Origin of the sequence: Hoeflea sp. TYP-13 (assembly GCF_040932035.1) — a bacterium.
In the GTDB taxonomy this organism is placed as follows: domain Bacteria; phylum Pseudomonadota; class Alphaproteobacteria; order Rhizobiales; family Rhizobiaceae; genus Hoeflea_A.
In genome coordinates, this window is sequence record NZ_JBFRBB010000001.1 from 1,504,998 (window position 1) to 1,526,896 (window position 21,899).

19 protein-coding genes are annotated in these 21,899 nt (G+C 56.6%); 6 read left to right on the top strand and 13 right to left on the bottom strand.

Features of this window, described 5'->3' with window-relative positions; all coding sequences use genetic code 11:
• The first annotated feature begins 3 nt into the window (after positions 1–3).
• Positions 4–663: a guanylate kinase gene (gene gmk, locus ABVT35_RS07055; protein WP_368465574.1), complete on the top strand. Its 660-nt coding sequence runs from the start codon at positions 4–6 to the stop codon at positions 661–663.
• 8 nt (positions 664–671) lie between these two features.
• Here gmk and ABVT35_RS07060 read toward each other — a convergent pair whose 3' ends face one another.
• The 6 genes from ABVT35_RS07060 to ABVT35_RS07085 all read right to left on the bottom strand — a co-directional run bounded on the left by ABVT35_RS07060 (position 672) and on the right by ABVT35_RS07085 (position 6,256).
• Positions 672–1,439: an inositol monophosphatase gene (locus tag ABVT35_RS07060; RefSeq protein WP_368465575.1), complete on the bottom strand. Its 768-nt coding sequence runs from the start codon at positions 1,437–1,439 to the stop codon at positions 672–674.
• A 12-nt stretch (positions 1,440–1,451) separates the two neighbouring features.
• On the bottom strand, positions 1,452–2,234 hold the full coding sequence (locus ABVT35_RS07065; RefSeq protein ID WP_368465576.1) for a glycerophosphodiester phosphodiesterase family protein: 783 nt from the start codon (positions 2,232–2,234) through the stop codon (positions 1,452–1,454).
• 151 nt (positions 2,235–2,385) lie between these two features.
• A complete protein-coding gene (locus ABVT35_RS07070) occupies positions 2,386–3,492 on the bottom strand; it encodes an extracellular solute-binding protein (RefSeq protein ID WP_368465577.1) in 1,107 nt (368 codons plus the stop codon).
• 27 nt (positions 3,493–3,519) lie between these two features.
• Complete coding sequence (locus ABVT35_RS07075) at positions 3,520–4,353, bottom strand: ABC transporter permease (protein ID WP_368465578.1); 834 nt, start codon at positions 4,351–4,353, stop codon at positions 3,520–3,522.
• Positions 4,350–5,207, bottom strand: coding sequence for an ABC transporter permease (locus ABVT35_RS07080; RefSeq protein WP_368465579.1), 858 nt, complete (start codon positions 5,205–5,207; stop codon positions 4,350–4,352). Before ABVT35_RS07080 ends, ABVT35_RS07075 begins: the two co-directional genes overlap by 4 nt.
• Positions 5,204–6,256, bottom strand: coding sequence for an ABC transporter ATP-binding protein (locus ABVT35_RS07085; protein WP_368465580.1), 1,053 nt, complete (start codon positions 6,254–6,256; stop codon positions 5,204–5,206). The genes ABVT35_RS07080 and ABVT35_RS07085 overlap by 4 nt, the downstream gene beginning before the upstream one ends.
• Before the next feature lie 441 nt (positions 6,257–6,697).
• Between ABVT35_RS07085 and ABVT35_RS07090 the strand changes: the two genes are divergently transcribed.
• Positions 6,698–7,834: an ROK family transcriptional regulator gene (locus ABVT35_RS07090; protein ID WP_368465581.1), complete on the top strand. Its 1,137-nt coding sequence runs from the start codon at positions 6,698–6,700 to the stop codon at positions 7,832–7,834.
• Positions 7,835–7,869: 35 nt separating this feature from the next.
• Here the strand turns inward: ABVT35_RS07090 and rsmA are convergent, their stop codons facing one another.
• The 6 genes from rsmA to ABVT35_RS07120 form a co-directional block, all read right to left on the bottom strand.
• Positions 7,870–8,703 carry a 16S rRNA (adenine(1518)-N(6)/adenine(1519)-N(6))-dimethyltransferase RsmA gene (gene rsmA, locus ABVT35_RS07095; protein WP_368465582.1) on the bottom strand — a complete coding sequence of 278 codons (834 nt, stop codon included), beginning with the start codon at positions 8,701–8,703 and terminating at the stop codon, positions 7,870–7,872.
• A complete protein-coding gene (gene pdxA / locus ABVT35_RS07100; RefSeq protein WP_368465583.1) occupies positions 8,703–9,740 on the bottom strand; it encodes a 4-hydroxythreonine-4-phosphate dehydrogenase PdxA in 1,038 nt (345 codons plus the stop codon). Before pdxA ends, rsmA begins: the two co-directional genes overlap by 1 nt.
• Before the next feature lie 18 nt (positions 9,741–9,758).
• Positions 9,759–10,655, bottom strand: a complete 897-nt coding sequence (locus ABVT35_RS07105; protein WP_368466291.1) for a SurA N-terminal domain-containing protein — start codon at positions 10,653–10,655, stop codon at positions 9,759–9,761.
• Positions 10,656–10,858: 203 nt separating this feature from the next.
• Positions 10,859–13,195 carry an LPS-assembly protein LptD gene (locus tag ABVT35_RS07110; protein WP_368465584.1) on the bottom strand — a complete coding sequence of 779 codons (2,337 nt, stop codon included), beginning with the start codon at positions 13,193–13,195 and terminating at the stop codon, positions 10,859–10,861.
• Positions 13,195–14,283, bottom strand: a complete 1,089-nt coding sequence (gene lptG / locus ABVT35_RS07115) for an LPS export ABC transporter permease LptG (RefSeq protein ID WP_368465585.1) — start codon at positions 14,281–14,283, stop codon at positions 13,195–13,197. Before lptG ends, ABVT35_RS07110 begins: the two co-directional genes overlap by 1 nt.
• Positions 14,280–15,491, bottom strand: a complete 1,212-nt coding sequence (locus ABVT35_RS07120; RefSeq protein ID WP_368465586.1) for an LptF/LptG family permease — start codon at positions 15,489–15,491, stop codon at positions 14,280–14,282. The genes lptG and ABVT35_RS07120 overlap by 4 nt, the downstream gene beginning before the upstream one ends.
• 327 nt (positions 15,492–15,818) lie before the next feature.
• Here ABVT35_RS07120 and ABVT35_RS07125 point away from each other — a divergent pair, with 327 nt between their 5' ends.
• The 4 genes from ABVT35_RS07125 (at position 15,819) to ABVT35_RS07140 (ending at position 20,066) form a co-directional block, all read left to right on the top strand.
• On the top strand, positions 15,819–17,312 hold the full coding sequence (locus ABVT35_RS07125; protein ID WP_368465587.1) for a leucyl aminopeptidase: 1,494 nt from the start codon (positions 15,819–15,821) through the stop codon (positions 17,310–17,312).
• A gap of 57 nt (positions 17,313–17,369) precedes the next feature.
• On the top strand, positions 17,370–17,819 hold the full coding sequence (locus ABVT35_RS07130) for a DNA polymerase III subunit chi (RefSeq protein ID WP_368465588.1): 450 nt from the start codon (positions 17,370–17,372) through the stop codon (positions 17,817–17,819).
• A 95-nt stretch (positions 17,820–17,914) separates the two neighbouring features.
• Complete coding sequence (locus ABVT35_RS07135) at positions 17,915–19,387, top strand: ArnT family glycosyltransferase (RefSeq protein WP_368465589.1); 1,473 nt, start codon at positions 17,915–17,917, stop codon at positions 19,385–19,387.
• The gene (locus tag ABVT35_RS07140) at positions 19,377–20,066 is read left to right on the top strand and encodes a phosphatase PAP2 family protein (protein WP_368465590.1); all 690 of its coding nucleotides are present in this window, start codon (positions 19,377–19,379) and stop codon (positions 20,064–20,066) included. Before ABVT35_RS07135 ends, ABVT35_RS07140 begins: the two co-directional genes overlap by 11 nt.
• On the opposite strand, the gene ABVT35_RS07145 is transcribed toward ABVT35_RS07140, so the two are convergent.
• Positions 20,061–21,878, bottom strand: a complete 1,818-nt coding sequence (locus ABVT35_RS07145; RefSeq protein ID WP_368465591.1) for a DEAD/DEAH box helicase — start codon at positions 21,876–21,878, stop codon at positions 20,061–20,063. The genes ABVT35_RS07140 and ABVT35_RS07145 overlap by 6 nt on opposite strands.
• Positions 21,879–21,899: the final 21 nt, after the last annotated feature.

The window sequence follows — 21,899 nt, forward strand, 5'->3', positions numbered from 1 at the left end:
GGGATGCAATCGGGCGACATGCCATCTTCGAATATCAAGCGCCGCGGGCTGATGCTGGTCCTGTCTTCACCTTCCGGTGCCGGGAAATCCACGATAGCGCGCAATCTTCTGGAAAATGATGAGGACTTCAATCTTTCCGTTAGCGTGACGACACGCAAACGGCGCGGCAGCGAAATAGACGGCGTCCACTATAATTTCCTTTCGGACGCCGAATTCCAGAGGCTGCGTGACTCGGACGCTCTGCTGGAATGGGCGGAGGTGCACGGGAATTATTACGGAACACCGCGTGAGGCCGCGGAGCAGAGTATGGCCGAAGGCCAGGACATGCTTTTCGATATCGACTGGCAGGGTGCGCTTCAACTGCAGGAGAAAATGCCGGCGGACGTGGTTTCCGTGTTTATCCTGCCGCCATCGTTGGCCGAGTTGAAATCACGCCTGCACAGGCGCGCCGAGGACAACGAAGAAGCCATTGAAATGCGCCTTGCCAATTCGCGCGAGGAAATGCAGCACTGGCGCGACTACGACTATGTCGTCATCAATGACGATCTGGACCGCGCCTATTCAGCGGTACGTTCAATCGTCGTTGCCGAGCGTCTGAGGCGCGATCGGCGGCCCGGATTGTTTGATTTCGTATCCGGCCTTCTGGATGAGGATCTTCAATAGCCGGCCGGTTATTCGAAACCGGTCAGGCTGCCGATAGCGCTTTGCAGCTGCTGTGTGCCCGCCAGAACGGCGATTTTGCCGTTGGTCCCGGTGTTTTCCAACCGCGAAACAAGCCCGACCTCACTGCAGATAAGTGAGCCGGCTGCCGCGTCCCAAAGATTGAGACCGCATTCGAGATAACCGTCAAGTCGCCCGAGTGCCGCAAATGCCAGCCCCGCGACTGCGCAGCGGTAGCGAACGATTTCGAATTGGTTTTCGAGCAATGCATCCTCGACGGATCGGATGGCGCCTTTGTTCCAGTTGTTGTTGATGCCGATGGCCACCGTCGGAACCGGCGCGCTCGTCTTTGACCGAAGGGCCGTACCGTTCAGATGAGCGCCGGAACCACTGGCTGCCGACAGCAGTGTATCAAGGACGGGGAGAAACACAGCTCCCGCAATAGGCGTTCCGGACCTGCAATAGGCGACTGAAACTCCCCATAGCGGTAAACCGCAAAGAAAATTGGAAGTGCCGTCTATCGGGTCGACACACCAAAAGTCCCCGTCTGGTGATCCGCCTCTTTCTTCGCCCACAATGTTTTCACCCGGAAGTTCCCGGTTTATTTCCTCTCTTATCAGGTCTTCGATTTCGCGATCGGCTTCGGAGACGAATTCGCCGGCTGCCTTGCATTCGGCTAAAAACCTGCCGCGCTGCTCAAACAACGCCTTTGCCCGCTCACCGGCGAGTTTGACGATCTTTACCGCGGCAATGCGCCGAGATTCCAGCTCAAGTGTCATCTGATAAACGCGCTATTGCTGGTGGGCTAGGGCCCGTAGCCTGGTTTCAACGCCGTCCTGCTCCAGCAGCAGCGGATCGTCCGTCAGAATCGAGGTGACGCCCGAATTGAGCAGATATTTCGCCCGTTCGGGGTCGTTGACGGTGGCAACGCCGAATTCCATGGAAGAGGCGCGGATGGTTCGAAGCGCCTCCTCGTCGACAAACTTGTCCTGGACATGAATTATTTGCGCTCCGGTCTCCGCGGCGTAGGCATCGGGGTCTTCCGGAATGCATAGCAGTGCAATAGCCCTCGGCACGTCAGGCAAATTCCGCGCTACCCGCTTCAGGCAGCGTTCAGAAAAGCCGGAGAGAAAGAGTTTCCGGCGCTCGAATGGCCAGATGTCGGCAATCTCCGAACACACCCGGTCCGCGATGTCGTTTTCACGCCCCGGCAGTTCCTTGAGTTCGAGCTGGAGATTGAGATCGTTGTCGACTATGCAGGCAACGAACTCCTGCAGCGTCGGAACCTGATATCCGCTGATCTTGTTGCCAAACCAGCTCCCGGCATCAAGCGCCCTGATTTGTTCGAGCGTGTGCAAGGCGACAAATCCGGCTCCATTCGTCGTGCGCTCCAACTCAAGATCATGGATGACGACCAGCTCATTGTCCGCTGTCACCTGAACGTCGGTTTCGATCCATTTCGCACCCATCTTGGCAGCAAGTTCGACGGCCTGCAGGGTGTTTTCAGGTGCGTATAATGAGGCGCCCCGGTGGGCAAGAAGCGGCGCGTCCACAATTGGGTTACTCGGTGGCATTAGGGGTCCTTGATTGTTGCTTGGGTATAGCGGTCCGAAACCCGCAGCGCAGGTTCTGTTAAATCCCGGTCACCTGCTCACACGTTGCGACGGGATGCCGAATGGCATTGGAGCACCAGCCCCTGATGGGGCCGGTGCGTTTCGTACGTTATCAGCGGTTCAAAATGACATATTCAATGAAATGGTCCTTCAGGTCCTTATAAAACGGGTCCTGTGCCGGGTTCACCCGGTTGGCGCGCTGTTCGTTCGACACCAAGGCGTTGGAATCGTCGGCCTTGGCATGCATCGGTGCGGTCCCAAAGTCGCGGTTGAAGGCACTTTGAGTCTTGGCCGAAGTCAACCAGTTGGTGAATACCAGTGCCGCGGCCGGGTGGCGGGCATTTTTTGGAATAGCAACACCGTTGCCGCCACCGCTCATTCCCATTGCAGGAATATAAAATTTGATGTCCTTGCGAACTTCACCGCGCTTTTGCAGGCCGGCCAGATGATCTTCCCAGGCGGGAACCATCCACAACTCACCATCGCTCACGCGGATGATGCTGTCCGCGTTGGAGGCGGTGACAACGTAGTTTTCGGCGTGCTCGTTGAAGAAATCGATGCCGGGTTGCAATTTGGCCAGCTTCTCAGGCGAACTCTCCGGCGAGGAGAAGTCGGCTTCGGAAAGCGTTCGCATGACGTTGCTGTGGAATGACGGGCCGGATCCGCCCTTTTCGAAATTGAAGCCGAACTTGCCGGGATTGGAAGCCCAGAAGGCGGCAAACTCTTCAGGTGTTTGCGGCAGTGAACTCTCGTCCACCTTGGACGGATCATAAGCAATCCCCGTCTGGTTTCCCCAGTAGGCAAGGGCGCGGCCTTTCGGATCGACACCGACCAGGCTGGCTACGCGGTCTTCATCCTTGGGCAAGATCGATGAAAGGTCCACAAACAGAGACTCCATATCCTTGTTTGCCATGGCATCGTAGCCAAGCGCCATGACGTCGATATCGCCGACATCGCGGTCTTTTTCGGCAAGCAGCTTGTCCTGGTTGCCGTCATTGGTGCCTTCGGGGATTGATACTTTTATGCCGTATTCTTCCTCAAAGGGTTTTACAGCATTACGCAGGTCATCCTGCAGGTACCAGACGTACCAGTTGATCTGACCTTCCTGTTTCGCCTGGGCGACGATTTCGTCCCAGGACATCTCCTTCAGATCGCCCGCCATTGACAGCGATGCCGAAGCCAAAAGGGCGGCCGATGCGAGAATGAGCTTTTTCAGCATGAAATTATTCCTCCGTTGATTTGATATTCACGCCATGCCCTTGCCGGAGCTCATGCTTGGATTGGCCGATCGCAGGAGTTTTTCCAAAAACAGCATGAGGACGACATTGGGGACGACAAGAATCAGGGACAGCACCGCCGCGTTGGGCCGCACGAAATCCTGACCCAGTGACCCGAAAAGAAGGGTAGGGATGGTCACGAAATCCGGCGAACCGACGATAAAGGCGATGGCGAATTCTTCGATAGACTGGATAAAAACGATCAGCAGGGAAGCCAGGATGCCTGGCTTCAGCGCGGGGAGGTATGCGACGCGCCACCGTGCAAATGCCGACGCGCTAAGATCACGCGCCGCATCGATGTGGTCCTGCCGAACCTGCTCAAAACTGACGGTCATGATCCGGATTGCGAACGGCAGAAACAGCACGCTGTGCGCAAACAGAATGGCGCCGAAACGCCAGGCATGAAGACCGATTGAAAAGAGCAGGGAAGTAAAGAAGATGGCCGTAACGAAAGGCGGCACGACCAGCGGCAGCAATGCGATGATTTTCGCCACTTCTCTTCCGGGAAAGTCGATGCGCCCGAGTGCGAAGGATGTCGGAAGTGCCAAAAGCAGCGTAAAAACCGCGGCACTGGGTGCCAGGGTGTAGGAGTTGAGCAGAGCCGATTTCAGCGATGAGTTTTCCCACATGTTTTGCCAGCGGAAAAACGACATGACCGGAGGCATCAGCTTGTCGGCGGTCCACGGTTCTGCGGGATCGACCAGCGACCACAAAACGGCCATGGTAAAAGGAATGACAAGCCACAACGTACAAACGGTTATCAGAAGGTAGATCAGAAACCTGTTAAGCAATGCCCGGTTCATCGCAGCCGCCTCCCGCTGAGAAGAAAGCGTGCCGCAAGTGCCAGAAGAGCGGAGCCGGCAAGGGCGATGACCATCAGTGTCACGCCGACGACCGCCGCATCGTGCCAGCGGCTGCCCGACTTGAAGAAGACCATGAGCTGAGCCATGGACTGCCTGTTCGTGGGCCCGGCTATGACCTGGAAGGAGAAGTCGGCGACGGCGCCGATGAAGATAATGACCAGTGCCGCCTGCATGGCCGAGATCGTCAAGGGTGCGATGACTTTGCGGAACCGCTGCATAGAACCGGCTCCAAGGTCGCGTGCGGCGTCCAGCACATCATCGCTGATCCCCTGAACCGCACCCGTCAGAATGAGCAGCGCAAACGGCATGTTTTTCCAGGTCTGCAGGATGAGCACCCCGAATGCGTTGGAATCATTCTGCAGCCGGCGTGGTCCTTCCCAGATTCCAAGCCATTGCATGAACTGGTTGAGGACGCCGTGATAGGCGATGACGTTGATGAAGAGGAAAGCGGCTACAAGCCCGTGAACCAGCAAAGGTGCTTTCAGGATCGCTCCGATGGCGACCGATCCCGCGAAGGGCTTTCTGAGCCAAAGGGCGAGGGGATAGGCAAGCGCGACAGAAAAGAGTGCGCTGAATATGCCAATGTAAAGTGAATATCCGACGGCGCGCTGATAGGCTCTGCGGTCAAACATCTTGCCCCAGTGTTCAACGCTCCAGGCACTTTCGCCACTGAGGTTGTAGAGGCCGAAGGATTGGACAACAGCGATGTAGACAACCGTGCCTATCAGCGCGACGATCAGCCCCAGTCCCGGGGTTAGAAGCAGGAGAACCTGGATCCAGCGACGCCAGGTCATGTGTTCGCCTCAAGCATGACGATGTCTTGCGGCCGGATCGAAAAGGCGACTGTCTCGCCCGACTTTGCTGTCGGCTCCGGGAGCTGGACCCGGAAGGTCTGTTCTGAGGTGTTGAAAAAGAGGTCGGTGAAGCTGCCCTGGAAGGATCGTTCGGCCACGTCGGTTTCAATGCGGTTGGGGCCGTTTCCGCCAAGCTCAACCATTTCAGGACGCCAGCAGATCTTGATTTGCTTGGCCTGCGGTTTTTGCTTGCTGGCAGCGACCAGTTCGCCCAGTGGGGTCGAGAGCACCCAGTGGTTTTGCTCGCGCTCGCCAATGACTTCTGCGTCGAGCACATTCGCACCGCCGATGAAATCGGCAACAAAGCTTGTCTTTGGCGACCAGTAGAGCTCTTCGGGCGAGGCGATCTGCTCGATCCTGCCGCCATTCATGATCATCACGCGGTCTGATAGCGCCAGCGCCTCCGACTGGTCGTGGGTGACGTAAATTGCGGTAAGCTTGTAGTCTTTCTGTATTCTGCGAATCTCCATCCGCACTGTGTCGCGCAGTTTGGCATCGAGATTTGACAGGGGTTCGTCGAACAGGATCACGGTCGGGCGCATGATCAGTGCACGGCCCAGGGCGACGCGCTGCTGCTGGCCGCCGGAAAGCTGGTTCGGCAGTTTGTCCATTTGAATGCCCAGCTTGAGTTGCTCGGCGACACGCTCCAGCCGTTCGCTGCGCTCAGCGGCGGCAACCCGTTTCTGCTTCAGCCCGAATTCAAGATTTTCACGAACGGTAAGGTGCGGAAACAGCGCATAGGACTGAAAGCACATAGCCGTATCTCGGGTCTCGGGCGGAACATTGGTCACATCCGTGCCGCCAATGTAGATCGAGCCCGCGGTGGGGGTCAGGAAACCGGAAATCAGCTTCAGCAGGGTTGTCTTGCCGCAACCGGATGGCCCAAGAAGCGTGACGAATTCACCTTCGTCCACACTGACGGATATATCGGGCAGCGCGAGAAAATCTCCAAAACGCATCTGCAGCCCATTGACTTCAACCGTGCCCAAGATTCCTCCCCTTATGCTCTCCTGACTTGCTGCCGAATTTGCAGGCGTCAGCCGGAACTTCTCCTCGGTGCGAAATTTTCATCGCATTTTGTATTATTACTCATAATATGTAATATTAATATGGCAAGAGTCGGCGATGCGTCAAGCAGCTTTTGGTTGTATGCGCCGCAGATTGACACCCCGGTATCGGAGGCTGGTGCCTGAATTTTGCAAAGGGCCTTGAAAATATGCACGAATCTGGATTGGCCGGTTTCGGCCAAGCGAAGCCGGCTCAACGTCAGATTGCTGTAGTGAACAGCAATTGTTCTTGGAAATAAACGCAAACCGGCGCTAATGTTGCCTTCTGCGAATGGGAATTCGACCCGGTGGCACTGATGATGGGCAATGAATATCGGTGCTTGGCGAATGTTGCGGGTCGTTTTATTGGGGGCGTTTGAAAATATGTATATCTCTGCGAATGCCAAGAGGCTGGTTCTTTCCGGCAGCGAACGCGAGATTCTGAATATTGTGAGGCGTCAGGGTTCCATCTCGCGAGCCGACATCACCGCACATACGAACCTGTCGCAGCAATCCGTGCATCGCATTGTTGACGGCCTGATCCAGCGGCGTCTTCTGGCGACGCAAAAGGCGATCGTCAAAGGGCGGGGGAAACCAAGTCCGCAGATCATTCTCGATACAGCGTCAAGCGCATCGATCGGCGTCTCCTTGAGCACGAATATCATTGAATACACTGCCGTTGACCTTTCCGGCCGCACCATATGCGATGGTGCCTTGAATGCAGCACCGAACGATCGGGAGGCCGCACTTGCCGAACTTGCCAATCTGACATCGGAGCTCGCAGGCAGCGGGCCGCTGGCGGATCGCCGCTTCATCGGCATTGGCGTTGCCGTGCAAGGCTATCGCACCACGCATCGCAACCGCTTCACCACGCCTGTTCCACTCGACAATTGGGCGCGCGTGCCTATTGACGAGATATTCGAGAAGCATCTGAAATACGCGTCATTCGTCGAGAACAACGCGACCAGCGCTGCAATAGCGGAACTTTACTGCGGCGGCGGCAAAAGCCACGGGTGCTTCGGGTATCTTTCCTTCAACCTCGGATTCGGCTGCGGCATAATTTGGGATGAAAAGCCGGTCTTCGGCGGCCACGGAAACGCTGGTGAAATCAGCTCCATATTCCTTGATGATGAAGCGCCTCACAGACCGGCCCTCGGCGAGTTGCAGAAACGTTTGTCGGACCGTGGCCTGAAACTGACATTTCAGCAGCTTTTGGATGAATTCGACCCCGAGTGGCCCGGTGTTGCCGAGTGGATCGAGGAGGTCAGGCCGAACCTGAACCTGGTAATCAGGGGTTTGTCGTCCATTTTAGACCCGAACGCCATCTTCTTTGGTGGAGAAGCACCGGCCGAATTGCGCAAACTGTTGATAGAGGCTTGTGGACCTGCCGAAAAAGACCGGTTCGGGATTACAAAACCCTATCCCGAACTCCTGTTGAGCGATATCAGCGGCGATGCTGCAACGCTTGGTGCGGCGATGCTGCCCCTGCAACAGATCGTCTTCCGCAATCACGCGTTCTAGCGACCGCTGATTTTATCCCCACGCTGGGATGTGACCTACTGCGGCAGGTTTCGGGCGAGGCGGCAGAATTCTTCGATCGTCAGAGTTTCGGCCCGCCGCCGCGGATCGATGTCGGCACTGGCAAGCAGTCGCTCTCCGCCAAGGCTCTTCAGGCTCTGCCGCAGCATTTTGCGTCGCTGACCGAAAGCCGCCTGTGTCACCCGGGCCAGCGCTGACGCTGCACAGGCCTCAGGCTTGTCGCGTGGCGTCATGTGTACCACTGAAGAGGTAACCTTGGGCGGTGGCGTGAAGGCCTGGCGCGGCACATCGAATGCGATATGAGATTGCATGCGCCACCCGGCGAGGACACTCAGCCGGCCATAGGCACCCGAGCCGGGCCCTGCGACGATGCGCTGGGCGACCTCTTTTTGAAACATCAGCGTCAACGAGGCGAAATAGGGCGGCCATGGCTCGGTCAGCAACCAGCTGACAAGCAATGGCGTGCCGATATTATAGGGAAGGTTGGCAACGACTTTCACCTTCGCTCCCGGTAGAAGGGATGAAAAATCCACATCCAGTGCGTCACCTTCCACAATTTGCAGGCGGCCCTGATAATGATCGGCAATTTCATGGAGAGCAGGCAGGCAGCGTTCGTCCCGCTCAACCGCGATCACCTTTTCAGCGCCGTTTGCAAGAAGCGCACGGGTAAGGCCGCCCGGACCCGGGCCGACTTCAAGAACGGTGACCCCTTCAAGGCCGCCGGCTGCCCGGGCAATCTTTTGCGTGAGGTTCAGGTCTAGCAGAAAGTTCTGGCCGAGGGATTTCTTCGCATTGAGCCCGTGTCGGGAAATGACGTCGCGAAGCGGCGGCAGTCCGTCGATCGCGGCCATCAGGATTGATCCTTGCCATAGCTGTTGCCGGCAAGGTCGCCGGCAAGTTTCATGGCGGCAATCAGGCTGTCCGGCCTGGCCAATCCCTTTCCGGCAATGTCGAAGGCTGTGCCGTGATCGGGCGAGGTCCGGATGAAGGGAAGTCCCAGTGTCACGTTTACAGTATCATCGAACCCAAGTGCCTTTGCCGGGATAAGCGCCTGATCGTGATACATGCATATCGCCACGTCATAGCCGTTGCGGGCGGCGTCATGAAACATGGTATCGGCGGGCAGGGGACCAAACGCATCGATGCCCGCCGCTTTCAATTCTGAAATGGCGGGCACAATTATGTCACCGTCTTCGCTGCCCAGCGTACCGGATTCGCCAGCGTGCGGATTGAGCCCTGATACCGCCAGTCTCGGTTCGGAAATCCCAAATCTGTTTTGCAGGTCCGCAGCCGTTATTGACACCGTGTCGACGATAAGGTCGGTGGTGAGTGTTTCGGGCACCTGGCGAAGCGGAATGTGAACGGTGACCGGCACGGCACGCAGTTTCGGCCCTGCAAGCATCATGATTGGCCGGTACGTTTCGCCCATGTGTTTCTTTGCGAGATCCGCAAGAAACTCCGTATGTCCGGGAAACGCGAAACCGGCTTCGTAGAGCACTGACTTTGCGATCGGGTTCGTAACGACAGCCGATGCAGCGCCTTCCACCGTCAGTGCGACTGCCCGTTCAATGGCCTCGATGATGGCGGCTGCGTTGTCGGGCTGTGGACGGCCAGTTTCCGCCGACACCGGATTGTCGAGCGGAACGACATGGATCGTTTCGTCATCCGGTGATCGGTCGAAGGGCTGGTCGCACTCCTTGATATTCACATCGATTTTAAGAGCGCGCGCCCGCTCCTCCAGCAGCGCTGGACTTGCCAGAAGGAAAAACGGGGGAAGCGAAAGCGATCGCCGCTGTTCCCACAGGCAAAGAGTGATATCGAGGCCGATCCCCGCCGGATCCCCCATAGTCAGGGCGACAGGCGCGGCATCATTTGCACTTGAGCTCATGGCGCTAGGCTCGACGCATCATTTGTAGGTTACGCGTGCCTTTTCGCGCAGTTCCTTCAAATATTTGTCGCTGTTGGTGTTGTCGCCGCCGGGCGATTTAGCCCGTTCGGACCGAAACACCATCTCGGCTGCAAGATCGTCCGAAACCTCTTTGGAGGAGCACACCGCGATGAATTCCACACCCCGGTCCGTTACCTTTGTGCCGGTTGTCCTTCCTGCGGTTGTCTTTTCGACCAGCGGCTTCCAGGCCTGCGGCAGCGCGGGTTGCATGACACGGCCCAGATCACGGACGGACACGTCCTTCAGCCCCTTCGCGAACTCCCGCGATGTGTTGCAGTCGACAAAACGCTTGCGCATGGCTTCTGCCTCGCGTTTGCGCTTGTTCAATATCGCATTTCGTTTGGCTTTGGGCACGACGAATATGATCTGCTGAAGAATATATTCGGTCGTGGTTGGCTTTTCACCGCCGCGCTCAAGCATATTCGAAACGAGATCTTCGGTGCTCATTCGGCCGCCTGAATTGTACCGGGCGTCAACGACGCGCGGCCACGACATCTGTACCCGGATGAATTCCTTGAAATGATCCGCACCGACGCCGGCCTGACTGAGCATCTGCGACATCTGTTTGGTCGACATTTTGTTTGATTTGGCAAAGCGGGCATAGGACTGATTGACACGGGCGTCTGAAACAGTGGCGCGCAGCCGCGCTACCTCTGCCATCTTGATGGCCTCTTCAATCAGCTGTTCCTGCGCCTTCTTTTTCAAATTGCCGCGTGTGCGCTGGAGGCGCAGCAATTTAACGCGTCGGTCTATGTCATATGTCGTAATGGCGGTACCATTGACGATGATGGCGATTTTGTTGGCAAGAGCGGGTGTCGGCCCGCCGGATATCCACGCTGTTGCAAAGGCAAGCATCAGCACGAACGCCATTTTTGCAATCGCCGGATACGGTCCTCTGGCAAGATCGCTTTTCATGTCCTGTTTTCCTCACTCCCGCTCAGGCGGATATTCTCGCAAAACTGCGCCCTGCGGTAAATCCCACCGCCAATTTGGCGAAATAAAGGCCTTTATGATTCCTCGCTACATGATTGATAAACAATCACGATGGATCCAATCAATTATTGGCTACCTGTAATTCCCGCAAGATCGCTCGATCCGAAATTGATGTCACCAAGAGTTCGCAGACTGATCCTTGCGCCAATGCTCCAGTCGACGGCCTGGTTTACATCGCGCTCCTGCGTATAGGCCAGTGAGAAAGCAAAGCACTCGTCATTATATCCGAACCCGACGGTGTTGTTGGACATGATGTTGTCTTCAATGTCATAACTCATTGAGCCGAATGCACGCCAGAATTCCGCAAAACGGAGCGAGGCCGAGCCCTTGAGTTCGTTACGGCTCGTTGACGAACCATACCCCGGTTGGGGTTGAACGATTGTATGTGCAAAGGATGTGCTCAAACGGCGGCTGGTATATGTAACGCCAATGTCCGAGCGCTCGAGCTCGAAAGATCTTTCGTCGAACCGGCCTTCGGCTGTCATGGAAAAACCGCTTGGAAGGTCCATACCGATGCTGCCGACAAAGTCTGAACGCGTCGTCTCCAGACCCGATGCAGATCCCACATTGACGAGATCGTCCGTGGCGAACGAATTAAGACCGGCGATTTGATAGGATTGGCCGAAAACGCCGCGCAGCGATACGCCGTTGTTGAATGTACCTGTGTAGCGGAAGCCGACATTGGCTCGGGTGCCGCCTTCGATACGGTCATACCCTGAAAATTTGTCCCGTTCGAAAAGGGTGCTGGCGTCAAACACGAAGCTCTGCGCATCCTCGTTAGGCAATCCCCCGGCAAGTTGCTCATCGTTGCGCACGAAAATTTGGCCGATCGGTTCAAGAACATGCGACGCGCTCGTGGTCATGATCTGCACCGGGTAACGCGCTTCCAGTCCAGCGGTCAGCAATCCCCTTGTCGGTGTCGATTGTGTGGTGAACGGGCCGGTATAGCCGGCGGGTGCATCGACATTGAGGAAATTCACATCTCCCCGCGCGGCAGCCATCGGCGTCAGCAACAGACCGCTATCGGTTACGAAAGTCCTTTTCCATTCGAGCTCCGTGGTCAGCCGGGTGTTGGTTCCTTCAACGCCCGGATACCGGCCGTTGGTCGTGTCGATTTCGGCTGTGCGCCGCGTCAGACTGAGCACATTGACGTCAAGATTGAGTTCGCCGCCCATGACCGGCTGGTCAAACGTGCGGGAGTAATCCAGCGATGGATGGACAATCGGCTGTTCTTTTTCGGCTGTGCTGCTTGTGAGAGTGGACTGGACGTCGAAGTAGAACGACCGCATATCGAAATAGTTGCGCCCCGAAAGGCCGGTCAGGTAGATCGTCGAAACCTGCGTTACATTGTTGTAGCCGGAGATACCGTACGTATTCGCAAAGCTGTTGTCGCTTTGCAGCATAACATCCCAGCCAAACATCCAACGCGGATTTATCTGGAATTCGCCCTGTGAAGCAACAAGACCGCGGTTGGTGTTGGAAGCATCGACCGTGCCGGCCGAAAATGCTTCGGGGGTCAGTTGATGAATGCCCGCGATCTTGAGCACGTGACTGCCGTTTTCGAACCGCTGGCGGAATTCAGCCTCGGTCAGAAAACCCTGTCTCGAATATCCCGACACCGTCACCGTCAGGTCGTAGTGCGGGTTAAGGGCAAAATAATACGGAACGCCGAGCTTGGCGCCCAGTTCCTTGGAGTAGCTGAATGACGGAAGTAGAAATCCGCTTTTACGCTTCACCGTATGGTCCGGAACCGTCAAAAACGGGATATAGGCGATAGGCTGGCCAAACATCTCGAAGTGGGCCCCTTCGAGACGGATTGTGCGTGTTTTGCCGTTCTGCGTGACCCGCCGTGCCTTGATCTGCCACAGGGGCGGCTTGCTCGGATCCTTTTCGCAGATATCGCAAGCTGTGTAGACGCCATTGTTGAGTGTGGTTCGTTCGCCGTCGAGCCGCTGAGCGCTGTCTGCGACGATGCGCGTATTGTCCGGCCGCTCGATCCGCAGGGCATTGACGAAACCGTCGGCGAAATCGTCGGTGACATCGAGTTCCTGCGCATAGATCTTATTGCCGTCTGGCTCGATCATTTCGATGTCGCCAAAGGCTTTCAGCCGTCCGGTTCGCTGATGGTATTCAAGCCGGCGAGCCACCATCTGGTAGCCGTCGTAATCGACCCGCACAGCACCTGTGGCGACAACGACTTCGGTATCCTGGTTGAAGGTAAGTTGATTGGCCGTCAGCAACAGCCGGGCATCAGGTGATGCCGTGATGTTCAGACCGTTGTTTCCAGCGTTTTGCGCAAAAGCGCTAGGGGCGATGGCCCATGTGGCCACTCCCGCTGTCAAAGCCACAATCAGCCCTGCGATACGCAACGTATTTTTTTCGCAGCCAGCTGCTGATCCCACTACCCATCCTCCTTGTGGAGAAGCACCGTCACCCCAAGTGCTGACGCGACAATCGCCGGAAGCCACGCTGCCACGACTGGAGGCACGGCACCGGCGGTCCCGAACGACTTCGCCAACACTGTCACGACATAAAGCAGAAAGCCCGCCAAGATGCCAGCCAAAATCACTGCTCCGGACTGTCCGAACCTGATAAATTTCAATGACACAGTTGCAGCAATCAATGTCATTGCTACCAGAAGCAACGGAAGTGCAAGCAATGACTGATATTGCATGGCAAAGGCATTCGCACCCAGCCCGAAGGAGCGGGCGACCGTGATTTTACGCGGGAGCTCGAAGAAGGATATCGACTGTGGTGAGGCTAGTGATTCTTCGACGAATTCCGGTCTCAAATTGGTTTTCACCGTCAATGTATCTATTTGTTCCGGCGTTCCGGTCTGATCTGTTCTGGTGGTGTTTTTCAACACCCAGTTACCGTCACTCAACGTTGCTCTGTTGGCGTCTAACCGTTCAAGAATATTACCTTTTTTGTCAAAACGTATAAACGTCGCGCCGCCCAGCAAAAGTCCCCGGCGGGCAACGCGTTTCGCACCGATTATGGTGATGCCTTCATCGGTGCGCTGTCTTATCCACGGTGGGCGTTCGATCGTACCGACCGTGCCCCGTTGCATGCCGAGGCCGATTTCCAGCTCCTGCACCTTCAAGAGTGCGTAGGAAGAAAATGGATTAACCACCGCCGTCATGACGATGCCCATCAACAGGCTTGCCACACAAAGCGGCGCAAGAAACTGCCATGCCGAAATTCCTGCCGATCTGGCGACGACGAGTTCGTATTTTCTGTTGAGAACCAGCAGCACTGACATGGAGGAAAACAGGATAATAAATGGCACCGTTTCCTGCATGATATTTGGCAGGCGCAAGGCAGACAGCAGTGCGCCAAGACCTAAAGTGTAGCCTGGAAGATGTGACGCTCTGCTGGAAAACTCCGTGAAATCAACCATATAAATGATTGCGAGAACACCAAGCACGAACCAGCCGGTCATCACGACATAGCGTCTGAAGAGATATCGCCACAGCGTAATGCCGATCATTGCGCACCTCTTCTGCCATTTCCGGTCAGATCGGACATCCATTGGCGCATCAGCGACAGCAGTGATTCGTTTTCCGATGTCAGCCGGGCCGTTTGCTCAACCAGGAACCGCGGTGCCCTGAACGACCAGTTGGTGACCATCAGCAGCAGAAACAGTAAAATGCCGCCCAGCGGCACGGCGTAGCACAATGCCGCAAACACCGGACTGGTGGCGGATTTATCGATCGCATAGAAGCTGAATCCGCGCATGCCGAATCCAATAGCCGCGGCCGTCACAACGCTCCAGACTTGCTCGTGGCGGTTGGAGTGGGCCTTGCCAAGGAAATAGACGGTAATGAACCCGAAGACCAGCGGATATAACCACTCCGAAAGCCGCTTGTTGATCCTCATTTCGAATTCCTGCGGAGCCCGTTTGAGATAGGCATCGTCGGGGTCCGGATTGAGCAGGTAGGGGGTAGCACGTTCTTTGGCGATGTAACCGCCGGACTTGCCCGATCCGCCACCGATCAGACTCAGGTCCAGTGCATAGGTGGCGAACTGAATAATGGACAGATTTCCACTATCGGTTTCCTTGCGGTGAATCTCGCCGTCTGAGAGGGCCAGAACGTCAGTGCCGGCGCTTTCGGCAAAAGCCCCGTATTTGGCGAAATAAAGAAGGTCAATGTCCGCATCGCGCTGATCCGAAAGGAAGATTCCACCAAGCCTTCCACCAGGCAGTTTTTCCGCAACGCTGACATAGAGCCCGTCTTCGATTTTGTGAAAGGTACCGGATCGAACAGCGGCAGAAAACAGATCAGCCGATGCCTTGTCCAGCAACTGACGGATTTGCCGGTTGGACCACGGTTCGACAAAATTGGCCTCCACAAGACTGAAAAGAGACATGGCGGCGGCGATCAGAAGAATGGGGCGCGCAATGAGATGACGGGAGCCGCCGGATGCCTCGATAACCGCCAGCTCCGAATCGGAATTCATTGTGCTGAGCGTTTGCGCTGCGCCGATCATCAGCGCAAAAGGCATGACGATCATCATCATTGACGGCACGAGAAGCGCCGCCAGCTCCAGAAAAGTCAGCAGTGACTGACCTGTTGAGCTGAGCAGATTGACGCGAAGCAGCACCTGCGTCGTCAGCGCGATTGCCGTTGTTGTCGCGAGCGTTCCAACGGACAGTATCAGCACCCGACGAAAAATGTATCGTTCAATCTGTTTCATACAACGCGGAATCCGGGAGAACACCAATCCGACCGCGGATCCCCACGACCAGATTCTCTCTGTATTGGCTTATACCTAACAACAGGCAAAAAGGCATAGTAAACATTTCATAAACTTGCCGCACAAAGGCGGCTAAACAAGGCTTCCTCAAGGCACGCACTTATCAATTTATACCTGCATCGATGTCGCTGCCTTGCCCACACCTGCGCGCGTCGTCAAATTGTGGACTTGTTATTGCGCTGGAAAAGGCCAACATGTGCGACTGACCAGTGTCGCACCCATTGCGGATGTTCATTCGCAATTGCCCATCGATCATCGGGAGTTTTCATGTCGCAGAAAATAAAAATCACCATTTCAAAATCGCAGGCAATAAAGGGTGGGTTAGCAGTCCTCCTGTCCCGCAAGGGCGGTCAACTGGCGAAAATCGCTGGTGCAGCCGATCCGGAAGGCGTTGCCGAGCGAGCGATGAAGGTGGCCGAATTTGACGGAAAAAAATTCTCGGTTCTCGACCTTCTCGTGCCCGAAGGCAGCCCCGCGGACCGGTTGGCGGTCGTTGGAATTGGTGATCCGGCAGACCTGAAGACAAATGACTGGTTGCGCATTGGCGGAACCGTTTTCGCGCAGGTCAGGAAAGCCGAGAACGTCACCGTATTTGTAGACGCCGACGAGACCGAAATCACTGCGCAAGATGTATCCAATCTTGCCCTCGGAATTTTGCTGCGGAGCTACAATTTCAACACCTACAAGACAAAAAAGAAGTCAAACGGTGCTGATTCGAAGGAAAAGAACATCGCGATCACATTGGTGAGCGATCTTGCCACGGAAGCCAGGAAGGTATTTTCAGACGCGCAGGCGGTTGCCGGCGGCGTGGCGCTGGCCCGGGATCTGGTGAACGAGCCGGCGAACGTGCTTGGACCGGTCGAATTTGCGAAAAAGGCCAGCGAACTGGAAAAACTCGGTGTCGAAGTGGAAATCCTCACCGAGAAGGAAATGAAAAAGCTCGGAATGGGCGCGCTGCTCGGCGTCGCGCAAGGATCGGTCCGCCCGCCGCGCCTTGCAGTTATGCAGTGGAAGGGCGGCAAACAGAAACAGAAACCGATTGCATTTGTCGGCAAGGGTGTTGTTTTCGACACCGGCGGCATTTCGCTCAAGCCGGGCGCCGGAATGGAGGACATGAAAGGCGACATGGGGGGTGCGGCTGCCGTCATCGGTCTTATGCATACGCTGGCCGCCCGCAAGGCAAAGGCCAATGTCGTGGGCATCATCGGCCTGGTTGAAAATATGCCGGACGGAAATGCCCAGCGGCCGGGCGATATCGTCACCTCCATGTCGGGACAGACGATTGAGGTGATCAACACGGATGCCGAGGGCCGTCTCGTGCTGTGCGATGCGCTCTGGTATTGCCAGGACCGGTTCGATCCGCAGTTCATGATCAACCTTGCGACTTTGACCGGCGCGGTCATCGTTGCGCTGGGGCATCATCATGCGGGGCTCTTTTCCAACAATGACGAATTGTGCGAGCAACTGTCGGCAGCCGGCAAACTGACCGAGGAAAAGGTCTGGCGCATGCCTCTCGGACCGGAATACGACAAGATGATCGACTCAAAATTCGCAGACATGAAGAATGTCGGTGGACGCTGGGCCGGTTCGATTACCGCCGGTCAATTCCTGCAGCGTTACGTCAATGACACGCCCTGGGCGCATCTCGACATTGCCGGAACCGGCATGGGCTCGCCAAATACGGAAATCAACCGTTCCTGGGGCTCGGGCTTCGGCGTCCGGTTGCTGGATGCGTTTGTTCGTGCAGACTACGAAGCCTGATCTTCATGCCGCAACGTCTGTTCGACAGCGCTTCGGGCACTCTGTAATGTGACGTTCGTGACCGAAGTACTTTTTTATCATCTGACGGAATCGCGCCTGGAAGACGCTCTGCCGCCTCTGCTCGAAAAGAGCCTGGAGCGCGGCTGGCGCGTGGTCGTCCAAACCGGCAGTGAAGAACGGCGCGATGCACTCGACCAGCATCTTTGGACATTTCGGGACGAGAGTTTCCTGCCGCACGGCACGGATATGTCAGCGCAACCGGACAAACAGCCGGTGTTGATCTGTACAACGCCGGGCAATGCGAATTCCGCCCAGGTCCGGTTTCTGGTCGACGGTGCTGAGCCTTCCGGACTGTATGATTATGAAAGGGCTGTTTTCATATTCGATGGACATGATCAGCAGCAGGTCGAGACCGCCAGAGCCCATTGGAAAGCTCTGAAAGGTGAGGGCCACAGTCTTACCTACTGGCAGCAGACGCAGGATCGCCGGTGGGAAAAGAAAGCCTGACATACACAATTTGATTCCCAATTGATTCCTGCTATGAGCCGGGATCAATCCGAAACACAAATCGGCAGGATTATTTGCGGTCCATCCTAAAAACAATGAGCGGCACGGAGCTGAACGCGTCCGCGCGCGACTGGTTCGCAGCCGGCGCGGTCTTTGCTGCGCTTCTCACGCTGTTTCGTGTCGCGGCATTGTGGTTCGACAAAACAGACCTGTTCGTGGACGAGTCGCAATACTGGCTATGGGGCCAGGACCTCGATTTCGGCTATTATTCCAAACCGCCTCTCATTGCCTGGATAATCCGGCTCTTCACTGAGATCGCTCAAAGCGATGCTGTATTTTGGGTTCGGCTTCCCGCCCCGCTGTTTCACTTCGCCACTGCTTTAATCCTCGGCGGTCTTGCCAGATATCTTCACAATGCCAGAACCGCGTTCTGGGTCATGTTGTCCTATATCACCATGCCGGCGGTTTCTCTCGGCAGTGCAGTGATTTCGACCGACACGATGATGGCGCCGTTCTTTTCGCTGGCGTTGCTGTTTTACGTCCGGATGCTGGACAGTAAAAGGGCCTCCGACGCGCTGCTTGCCGGCCTGATGGCGGGTATTGCCTTCATGGCCAAATATGCCGGCATCTATTTTCTCCTTTGCGCCTTTCTGGCGGCGGTGCTGATGCCTACCGCGCGCCCCACCTGGCGCAATGCGCTGATTGTTGTCCTGGCATTTTGCGCAATGGCGCTGCCAAACATCGTTTGGAATTTTTACAACGATCTGTCGACATTCGAGCACACGCTGGACAATGCAGACTGGGTGCGCAAAAGCTCCAGCGCCATAAATCTGAAATACCTCAAACTTACCGAGTTCTTCTTCAGCCAATTCGGTGTGTTTGGTCCGATCCTGTTTGGAACGATGCTGGCCTGCATATTCAAGTCGCGGTCAAGAAATGCCAGGCTTTTGCTTCTATTTTCGATTCCCGTCATCTTTATCGTGTGCATTCAGGCACTGCTGTCGAGGGCCTATGCGAACTGGGCAGTTGCAGCCTATTTCGGTGGCACGGTGCTGGTTGTCGCCGCCTTGCTCGAGGAGCACTATTACCGCCTGCTCAAACTTTCGGTCTGGATCGGCGCTGTTGTCGCGGTCGGCCTGCCGATCCTCACAATAGTCGCCTACGATGTGAGCATCGACGGAGAAAAACCCGCGCTCAAACGGCTTCTGGGAAGAGAACGCATGAGCCTGGAGATCATCGATGCGGCAAAGAAGAATGGCGCCGATGTCGTACTGTCTGAAAGCCGCGACTGGGTGGCGGATCTGCATTACACCGGGCGGGATGAAGATCTGAAGATCCGGACGCACAAGCCGCGGGGACGACCGAGGAACTATTACCAGTTGAAGTTCCCGTTTGACAAAGAAGAAGTGGAACGTGCGGTTCTGCTTGTTTCGCACGACAGAACCGTTGAGTGTAAAGGCGAGGTTCTGATGCCTGTGGCGTCGATGACGACCAGCGGTGGTGCCTATCACGGCGGGACGATAAATGCCTTTGTTCTCAAGCGCGAGTGTTTCGAGAATGCAGACTAGTTACAGCAGATCGCTTTACGGCCTGGTTCTGGCGATTGCGCTCGCCTATGCCGTTTTCACCGTATTTCCCGGGATCGACATCAAGGTGTCATCCTGGTTCTTCGATGAGGCGGTGCCCGGTTGGCCGAATGGGGATGCGTGGTACGGCACCTACCGGGCGATCTTCAATGCCGTCAGCATATCGCTGGCGGTTCTGTCGCTTGTCATGTGGATCATATCGTTCTGGCGCGGCCCAATCCTTGAAATCCCTGCCCAGGTCTGGGGATTCGTGCCGCTGCTTTATGTCACCGGACCGGGATTGCTGGTCAATGTGCTGCTCAAGAACAATTGGGGACGCGCACGGCCGGCCGATGTTGTTGAATTCGGTGGAAGTAAAATCTTTACGCCCGCCTTTGAAATATCCGACCAATGCGCAAGAAACTGCTCGTTCGTCTCGGGCGAGGGCTCAAGCGCCGCGGCCTTCTTCATCACCGTCCTTGTCCTGAGCGCATATATCCACAACCGGTCCATGCGTTACGCGGTCCTGGCTGTCAGCCTGTTTTTTGCACTGGTCACGGCCTTCATGCGTGTCGCAAAAGGTCGTCATTTCCTGTCCGATACGCTTGGCTCGATCCTGTTCGTATCACTGGTGGCAGTATTGCTCCACTGGCTGCTGATCGGCAGGAAGCGCCCATCATGATTTAGGTTTACGGGACCGGGCCTTGGGCGCTGAACCGGAACGCTTGCCTGCCTTTTTCCCCTGTTTATCACCGCTGCGCCGGGCTGGCGGACCGTCGCGCCTGGGCTTGCGCTTTTTGTGCCTCGATTTGTCCGGGCGCGCTGGGATTGGGGAGGCACCCGGCGACGGCTGATCGCGAAATTCGCCGACATGCTGGATCGTCAGTGCGCGCTCAACACAACCCTGCTCGCTGACCGTTTGCCAGAAAAGCGAAGCCTTGTCGGGATGGATCTCAAACAGCGTTTCGGTTTCCCGGATGGAAATTGAGCCGACGGATTTGCGGTCTATGCCACCGGATTTGCAGATAACCGGTAGAACCCAGCGTGGTTCCGCTTTCTGCTTTCGGCCCGCGCTTATCGAAAACCATTCGCCGTCCTCGAAATCCCGCCTGGGACCCTTTTTCTGTTCCCGTTCGCCGATTTCGGACAGTTCCTCCGCCGCCGGTAATCCTGATTTGCTAAGCCGGTAAAATGCCGCTGCAATTTGTTCGGCGCTGAACGCGTCAAGCAGCGCATCGACCGGAGCCCGCTCGTCGCCATCCGGGCTTTCCTGCAGAAAGGGACTTTGAAGAAGCCGCGCGTGATCGAGCCTTGCAATGTCCGATGCGCTGGGCGGCGCTGCCCAGGTCAGTTTAACCTTGGCGCCGCGCACAAGTCTCTCAGCGCTACGTTGCCGGTTGCTTGCAACAACAAGCGCACAAACACCCTTGCGTCCGGCCCGGCCGGTGCGGCCGCTTCTGTGCAGCAGCGTTTCGGGATTAACGGGCAGGTCAGCGTGGACAACGAGATCGAGCTCGGGCAGGTCGATGCCGCGTGCGGCCACATCGGTTGCCACGCAAATGCGCGCGCGGCCGTCGCGGATCGATTGCAGCGCGTGGGACCGCTCACTCTGGGTGAATTCGCCCGAAAGGGCGACTGTCGAAAAGCCGCGGTTGGCCAGGCGGCTGGTTAGCCGTTTGACGTGTTCTCGCGTTCCGCAAAAGACGATCGAGCGCGACGCATCATGGTAGCGCAGGATATTGATGATGGCGTTTTCGCGTTCGTTCGGCAAAACCGCATGCCCGACATATTCGATGTCGGCATGCTGGCTCTTTTCGCTGTGCACGGAAATACGTTCGGCGTCGTGCTGGAACCGTTTGGCCAGTGCCGTCACTTCGCGCGGCAGCGTAGCCGAGAACATCAGCGTGCGGCGTTCTACCGGTGCGGCGTCGAGGATGAATTCCAGGTCCTCGCGAAAACCGAGGTCGAGCATCTCATCCGCCTCGTCGAGCACCACGGCGCGCAACCTGGAAAGGTCCAGCGACCCGCGAGTGATGTGGTCACGCAGGCGTCCAGGCGTGCCCACCACAATATCGGCACCGCGTGCCAGTGCGCGCCGTTCGTCGCGCGGGTCCATGCCGCCGACGCAGGAGCATATGCTTGCCTTTGCGTCCTCATAGAGCCATTCGAATTCGCGGCGCACCTGCAGGGCAAGCTCGCGCGTCGGCGCGATAATCAGCGCCAGCGGGGGCCTTTCCCGCGCCTTGTCGAACATGGCAGGCAGAATTGACGGGCCGAAGGCAAGACCGAACGCGACGGTTTTTCCTGATCCGGTTTGTGCGGATACGAGCAAATCCCTGTCGATCAGCCTGTCGTCGAGTACGGCATTTTGCACGGGCGTCAATTTGGTGTAGCCGCGTCGGGTAATAGCAGCAGCAAGCGCCGGCTCGGCGCGCTCAAAGGGGGGCATAGGGGGCAGGTCTTTCTTCAAGGGCGCGGTTTCTAGGTACGCCACCGTGGTTGCCCGCCGGTGCGG

What these genes read in the sequence shown, in the direction of transcription:
- ABVT35_RS07125 (WP_368465587.1), top strand. Translation starts at nt 15,819, where the DNA reads ATGTCGCAGAAAATAAAAATCACCATTTCAAAATCGCAGGCAATAAAG.
- pdxA (WP_368465583.1), bottom strand. Translation starts at nt 9,740, where the DNA reads ATGAGCTCAAGTGCAAATGATGCCGCGCCTGTCGCCCTGACTATGGGG.
- ABVT35_RS07135 (WP_368465589.1), top strand. Translation starts at nt 17,915, where the DNA reads ATGAGCGGCACGGAGCTGAACGCGTCCGCGCGCGACTGGTTCGCAGCC.
- ABVT35_RS07060 (WP_368465575.1), bottom strand. Translation starts at nt 1,439, where the DNA reads ATGACACTTGAGCTGGAATCTCGGCGCATTGCCGCGGTAAAGATCGTC.
- ABVT35_RS07090 (WP_368465581.1), top strand. Translation starts at nt 6,698, where the DNA reads ATGTATATCTCTGCGAATGCCAAGAGGCTGGTTCTTTCCGGCAGCGAA.
- ABVT35_RS07075 (WP_368465578.1), bottom strand. Translation starts at nt 4,353, where the DNA reads ATGAACCGGGCATTGCTTAACAGGTTTCTGATCTACCTTCTGATAACC.
- ABVT35_RS07070 (WP_368465577.1), bottom strand. Translation starts at nt 3,492, where the DNA reads ATGCTGAAAAAGCTCATTCTCGCATCGGCCGCCCTTTTGGCTTCGGCA.
- lptG (WP_368465585.1), bottom strand. Translation starts at nt 14,283, where the DNA reads ATGATCGGCATTACGCTGTGGCGATATCTCTTCAGACGCTATGTCGTG.
- ABVT35_RS07120 (WP_368465586.1), bottom strand. Translation starts at nt 15,491, where the DNA reads ATGAAACAGATTGAACGATACATTTTTCGTCGGGTGCTGATACTGTCC.
- rsmA (WP_368465582.1), bottom strand. Translation starts at nt 8,703, where the DNA reads ATGGCCGCGATCGACGGACTGCCGCCGCTTCGCGACGTCATTTCCCGA.
- ABVT35_RS07140 (WP_368465590.1), top strand. Translation starts at nt 19,377, where the DNA reads ATGCAGACTAGTTACAGCAGATCGCTTTACGGCCTGGTTCTGGCGATT.
- ABVT35_RS07105 (WP_368466291.1), bottom strand. Translation starts at nt 10,655, where the DNA reads ATGCTTGCCTTTGCAACAGCGTGGATATCCGGCGGGCCGACACCCGCT.
- gmk (WP_368465574.1), top strand. Translation starts at nt 4, where the DNA reads ATGCAATCGGGCGACATGCCATCTTCGAATATCAAGCGCCGCGGGCTG.
- ABVT35_RS07080 (WP_368465579.1), bottom strand. Translation starts at nt 5,207, where the DNA reads ATGACCTGGCGTCGCTGGATCCAGGTTCTCCTGCTTCTAACCCCGGGA.
- ABVT35_RS07065 (WP_368465576.1), bottom strand. Translation starts at nt 2,234, where the DNA reads ATGCCACCGAGTAACCCAATTGTGGACGCGCCGCTTCTTGCCCACCGG.